The sequence below is a fragment of the Dictyobacter arantiisoli genome, assembly GCF_008326305.1.
In the GTDB taxonomy this organism is placed as follows: Bacteria; Chloroflexota; Ktedonobacteria; order Ktedonobacterales; family Ktedonobacteraceae; genus Dictyobacter; species Dictyobacter arantiisoli.
Genome location: NZ_BIXY01000156.1, coordinates 1 through 6,508, shown reverse-complemented (window position 1 = coordinate 6,508; position 6,508 = coordinate 1). Strand labels below are relative to the sequence as shown.

At 52.9% G+C, this 6,508-nt stretch carries 3 protein-coding genes; 2 read left to right on the top strand and 1 reads right to left on the bottom strand.

The features are described from left to right. The coding region (locus F1593_RS28770) for a leucine-rich repeat domain-containing protein (protein ID WP_371873926.1) at window positions 1-1,987 on the top strand (1,987 nt) is incomplete at its 5' end. Window positions 1,988-2,244: 257 nt separating this feature from the next. Here F1593_RS28770 and F1593_RS26915 read toward each other — a convergent pair. Further along, window positions 2,245-3,243 (bottom strand): NADP-dependent oxidoreductase, encoded by a 999-nt coding sequence (locus tag F1593_RS26915; protein WP_149404641.1) that lies wholly within the window; start codon window positions 3,241-3,243, stop codon window positions 2,245-2,247. A 466-nt stretch (window positions 3,244-3,709) separates the two neighbouring features. On the opposite strand from F1593_RS26915, the gene F1593_RS26910 reads away from it, so the two are divergent. Beyond that, window positions 3,710-6,169, top strand: a complete 2,460-nt coding sequence (locus tag F1593_RS26910) for a leucine-rich repeat domain-containing protein (protein WP_149404640.1) — start codon at window positions 3,710-3,712, stop codon at window positions 6,167-6,169. Window positions 6,170-6,508 lie beyond the last annotated feature (339 nt).

Sequence of the window (6,508 nt, the reverse complement as noted above, 5' to 3'; positions counted from 1 at the left end):
GGTCCTGGCCCCCCTCTTCCTGAAGCACAGCGAGACTCATCTGCGGCTCTACCGCGTAGAGGAACTAACCGGCCTCCAACATCTCACGATGCTGGAAAGCCTGGAACTGGACCAATGTACCACTCTGCAGGATCTTTCTCCGCTGGCAGGCTTGAGCAAGCTCACAGTATTGCGCATGCCCAACAGCAAAAAGATCAGCGATCTCGCGCCGCTGGCCGCGCTAACGCAGTTAGAAGTACTTGATCTCAATTCCTGTGGCCGTATTACCAGCCTTGCGCCGCTCCGCGAACTGAGCAGGCTACACCAGATTATCCTGCACCATTGCTCCAATCTACGCGATCTCAGTGGACTGATAAACAAGCCAGCACTCACCGAACTCGAGCTCCATGGCCTCAATCACCTGCGCACTATCGCTCCCCTCAGCGGACTCCCTGGCCTCAAGCGGCTCATCATCTCATATGCTGACGCGCTGAGAGATATCAGCGGGCTGAGTGCACTGCAGGAGGTCGAATATCTCGAAATCCGCAACTGTGACAAACTTAGCGATATCACGCCGCTGGCACAGCTCAAGCGGGTCCGTGAGATCAACCTGCTCGCATGTCCCGCGCTTCAGGATCTTAATCCGCTGACAGGGATGGAAAGCATAGAGACAATTGAATCCACCTCTGGACATCTAGAGCATATTGGCCCCTGGAGCCAGTTGCAAAAGCTGCGTCATCTCAAGCTGCGCATCAACAATCGCCTGACCAATTTGCAAGAGCTTGGGCGCATCCCTTTACTCGAAGAACTTGAACTTGGCGGCTGTACACACCTTCAGAGCTTCAATGGGATCGAGCAGGCAACGAACCTGAAGAGGTTTGTCTATACTCAGGCAGTTGAGGATGGCGTAGCGCCCGAGGATCTCACCCCATTGCGTGGCCTACCTGAGTTGCAGGTACTGATGCTCATTGGAGTAAATTGTCCAAACTTGCGCGGATTGACAGATCTCCCCCGCCTGGAGGATCTGACGATTTCGGCAAATCACAGGCTTGCTAGCCTGGAAGGAATAAGCAATCTCCCTGCATTGCGTTCATTGCGACTGTTTGATTGCCCAATTGAGGATATCAGTGCGATCACCAGGCTTGACAGCCTGACATGCTTTGAGCTCACAAGGACAACACACGTCTGCGACCTGACGCCCCTGCTGGCCCTGTCCGAACTGGAAGAACTCAGCCTCACAATGAATGCTGGACGACAAAATCTCAACGGCTTGAAAGGACAGACGACACTACGCAAGCTTATCGTGCATGGATGCCACGAATTACAGGATGTCTCAGCCCTGGCCGGACTGCCTGCGCTCACAGAACTATCCCTCAGCCAGAATGAGCAACTCGATTGGAGCGGCGTCGCCAATCTGCCAAACCTGACAAGCTTACACCTGGTCGATACAACACTTACCAGTTTTCGCTCTTTACAGAACATCCTCATGCTCAAATCCATTACGATCGAGCACAGCAAGCAGCTTGTCAGCCTGCATGGTCTGGAAAATGCACAACGGCTAGAACAAATTCATTGCACATGGTGCGATAATTTACAGGATATCACTGCGCTTAGCACCCTCACCAGGCTGCATACCATCAAGCTATCGGGGATGCCACAGCTCACAAATATTACCCCTCTGAGCGGACTGCACAACCTGGAAACGCTCGATCTGAGCTCTAGTGGGGTCAGCGATCTCACCCCAGTAGAGCAGCTCACAAAACTGCGCGAGCTCAACCTGAAGAGCAGCCAGACCAATAGTCTATCCTCGCTGACACAGCTCTCGCAATTGAATGAACTCAACATCGCCAATATGTGTGCCTATCGGCATATTGAAGATCTCACGCCGTTACTGCACCTGCCCGCGCTCCACAAAATCAAAATCGGCGCTATCTATTTCTACAATCCCCTCCCCGGCCTCAAAGAACTACAGGCTCGGGTCGACCTCGAAATAGATACACGCCCCTAGAGCAGAGCAACAGACATACCGAGCAACGGAGATCGATGCACCAGAGAAAGATAGGACAGATGACACTCTCAAGGGATGCATATCCCGACTTATACTCAACAAAAAGAGGTTGGGTTACCCGCTGAAATTGTGCTGGTTTGACCACAGCAGGTGAATTCGCGTTGGCATTCTGTCTTTCAGGTCCAGATGTGTGTGTTGTTCTCCGTCGGCTCGCTCTGCCTGCTGCTGACCTGGATCTTCCTTTGCAAAACACACCCTTACAATGAGGAAACTTGAACCATCATCTTGCCTCGCTTCTCTCCGTGAAGCATACCGAGAAACGCCTCAATGATGTGCTCGAACCCCTGTATGATGGTTTGATCCAGGACCACACGCCCGGTTTGGATATGAGGGATCAGGAACGCTTCGAGTTCGCTTTGCAGGTCCGTGTAGTCGCGCACGTAGAAGCCTTCCAACCGAAGGTTCTTTTTCACGACCAACGAGAGATTGCGAGGAGCAGTGGAAGGTTGGGTGCTGTTATACTCGCCCACCAAGCCGCACCAGGCAATACGACCATGCTCGTGCAACGCGCTGATTGCTGCCTCCAGATGCTCTCCACCCACGTTCTCGAAAGCCACATCAATGCCAAGAGGAGCCGCCTGAGCCAGGAGTTCGTGGATGAGCCCGTCGTGATAGTCAAAAGCGGCATCAAAGCCGAGGGTTTCGACCAAGTGGTTGACCTTGTCCGCGGAGCCGGTGCTGCCAATGACGCGTTTGGCTCCCAGCAGGCGGGCTATCTGTCCTGCTGCGTTGCCCACACCCCCAGAGGCCGCTGAGATAAAAATGGACTCCCCTGCTTGCAGGTGGGCAATCCGAGTCAGGCCAACATAGGCGGTGAGTCCCGTTCCCCCGAGAATGCTGAGGTAGGCGCTCAGAGGAACCTGTGGCATCTGTGGGAGGATTCGAACATCAGCAGCCTGAACCAACGCATGTGTGCGCCAGCCCTGGTAGTGGAAGACCACGTCGCCGATGGCCAACGCTGGGTCCTGTGAAGCCACCACCCGGCCAATAGAACGCCCCTCTAAAGGAGCATGAAGCGGCCAGCTTCCATCCATAGCTCGGCGCATATACGGATCAACTGAGAGATAGAGGTTCTCCACCAGGGCGGTGCCTGGGACAGGCGCGGGGAGTATCTCTTCGACGAATGCAAAATGTGCTGCGGTCGGCCATCCATCAGGTCGACGGACCTGATGGATGGCGAGGAGTGTCTCTGTCATCATTACTTCCTATAAGTGATTAAGAATCAGCACGGTGAAGTGCATCTTTTCAGTCTATCACATCGCTCTCCTCCTCGATTTCCAAAACACGGTCTGAGACAATTCGATTCCTGAAATCTGTGCAACTTTAGGGATCTCCCGCGCTACCTCTACCACTATGTGAAAGCGGCTGAACCACCAGAATAATTATACAGATTCCACCAGTTTAATTTTTGGATTTACACATGAGGATCATCAAAAGCGGCACCATCCGTTTCACATGTGCGATCCATGCACATCGGAGCATGGATCGCTCTCTGCTCATAAATGCATGACCACAAAAGCAGTCTGATACTACAAGTCCTACTACTTTTCCATTTTACTCTGCTTCTGCGAGAATAGAAGCCTGAGGGGAATGCTGAATGCGTTCCCTACGCTGAAATGAGAAAGGAATACGCGAACGCTTCTCTGTTCGCGCATCAATAGTATGGATTTCGCAACACTCATCCAACATGTATCTGATCCTCAGTGGCAGACAACGCTTCTCGCGACGCTGCCACAACTCTCACTGCAAGAAGGCGAGCACATCATTAAACAATTGCTCCAGGATGGAGATCAGAATGCCCAACAGCGCATCCGTCTACACATGCTGGCCGCCGCCTGTCTCGATATTCTGACGCCTACAACGCCTACCTCTACCAGCATCGTACCAGGCAGTCAAACCACACGATCCGTGCAAACACGCCTCAAGAAGTTGTTACCACCGAAAACGGTCAAAGCCGCCGATGAACTGGCCGCACAGGCGGGCAAACTGGCAATCAAGCCGCTGTCAGATCATCTGAATGTGGCAGCGGCCCACTGGGGATCGCAGCGCACCAATAGCCTGCGCGCTCTGGCCCGTATTCCCGATCAATCCGCGCTCCAGGCTCTGCACAGCTATCTACAAAATACCAGCACACTGCCCGCAATAGAAGAGGGATTAAAGCTTTGGAAGCTTGCCGCCGATCCAGACGGCTATGCGCAGCAGGTCCTGGCCCCCCTCTTCCTGAAGCACAGCGAGACTCATCTGCGGCTCTACCGCGTAGAGGAACTAACCGGCCTCCAACATCTCACGATGCTGGAAAGCCTGGAACTGGACCAATGTACCACCCTGCAGGATCTTTCTCCGCTGGCCGCGCTGACGCAGTTAGAAGTACTTGATCTCAATGCCTGTGGCCGTATTACCAGCCTTGCGCCGCTCCGCGAACTGAGCAGGCTACGCCAGATTATCCTGCCCGGTTGCTCCAATCTACGCGATCTCAGTGGACTGATAAACAAGCCAGCACTCACCGAACTCAATCTCCATGGCCTCAATCACCTACGCACTATCGCTCCCCTCAGCGGACTCCCTGGCCTCAAGCGGCTCATCATCTCATATGCTGACGCGCTGACAGATATCAGCGGGCTGAGTGCACTGCAGGAGGTCGAATATCTCGAAATCCGCAACTGTGGCAAACTTAGCGATATCACGCCACTGGCACAGCTCAAGCGGGTCCGTGAGATCAACCTGTTCGCATGTCCCGCGATTCAGGATCTTAATCCGCTGACAGAGATGGAAAGCATAGAGACAATTGAATCCAACACTGGACTTCCAGAGCATATTGGCCCCTGGAGCCAGTTGCAAAAGCTGCGTCATCTCAAGCTGCGCACCAACAATCGCCTGACCAATTTGCAAGAGCTTGGGCGCATCCCTTCACTCGAAGAACTTGAACTTGGCGGCTGTACACACCTTCAGAGCTTCAATGGGATCGAGCAGGCAACGAACCTGAAGAGGTTTGCCTTCTATACTCAGGCAGTTGAGGATTGCGTAACGCCAGAGGATCTCACCCCATTGCGTGGCCTACCTGAGTTGCAGGTACTGATGCTCATTGGAGTAAATTGTCCAAACTTGCGCGGATTGACAGATCTCCCCCGCCTGGAGAATCTGACGATACAGGCTGATCACAGGCTTGCCAGCCTGGAAGGAATAAGCAATCTCCCTGCATTGCGTTCATTGCGACTGTTTGATTGCCCAATTGAGGATATCAGTGCGATCACCAGGCTTGACAGCCTGACATGCTTTGAGCTCGCACTGACAACACACGTCTGCGACCTGACGCCCCTGCTGGCCCTGTCCAAACTGGAAGAACTCAGCCTCATAAGGAATGCTGGACGACAAAATCTCAACGGCTTGAAAGGACAGACGACACTACGCAAGCTTATCGTGCATGGATGCCACGAATTACAGGATGTCTCAGCCCTGGCCGGACTGCCTGCGCTCACAGAACTATCCCTCAGCCAGAATGAGCAACTCGATTGGAGCGGCGTCGCCAATCTGCCGAACCTGACAAGCTTACACCTGGTCCATACAACACCTACCAGTTTTCGCTCTTTACAGAACGTCCCCATGCTCAAATCCATTACGATCGAGCACAGCAAGCAGCTTGTCAGCCTGCATGGTCTGGAAAATGCACAACGGCTAGAACAAATTCTTTGCACATGGTGCGATAATTTACAGGATATCACTGCGCTTAGCACCCTCACCAGGCTGCATACCATCAAGCTATCGGGGATGTTACAGCTCACAAATATTACCCCTCTGAGCGGACTGCACAACCTGGAAACGCTCGATCTGAGCTATAGTGGGGTCAGCGATCTCACCCCAGTAGAGCAGCTCACAAAACTGCGCAAGCTCGCCCTGAATAGCAGCCAGACCAATAGTCTATCCCCGCTGACACAGCTCTCGCTATTGAATGAACTCAACATCACCAATATGTGTGCCTACATATATATTCAAGATCTCACGCCGTTACTGCACCTGCCCGCGCTCCACAAAATCAAAATCGGCGCTATCTATCTCAACAAACCCCTCCCCGGCCTCAAAGAACTACAGGCTCGGGTCGACCTCGAAATAGATACAAGCCGCTAGAGCAGAGCAACAGACATACCGAGCAACGGAGATCGATAGGATCATCAAAAGCGGCACCATCCGTTTCACATGTGCGATCCATGCACATCGGAGCATGGATCGCTCTCTGCTCATAAATGCATGACCACAAAAGCAGTCTGATACTATAGGTCCTACTACTTTTCCATTTTACTCTGCTTCTGCGAGAATAGAAGCCTGAGGGGAATGCCGGATGCATTCCCTACGCTGAAATGAGAAAGGAATACGCGAACGCTTCTCTGTTCGCGCATCAATAGTATGGATTTCGCAACACTCATCCAACATGTATCTGATCCTCAGTGGCAGACAACGCTTCTCGCG

What these genes read in the sequence shown, in the direction of transcription:
- F1593_RS26915 (WP_149404641.1), bottom strand. Translation starts at nt 3,243, where the DNA reads ATGACAGAGACACTCCTCGCCATCCATCAGGTCCGTCGACCTGATGGA.
- F1593_RS26910 (WP_149404640.1), top strand. Translation starts at nt 3,710, where the DNA reads ATGGATTTCGCAACACTCATCCAACATGTATCTGATCCTCAGTGGCAG.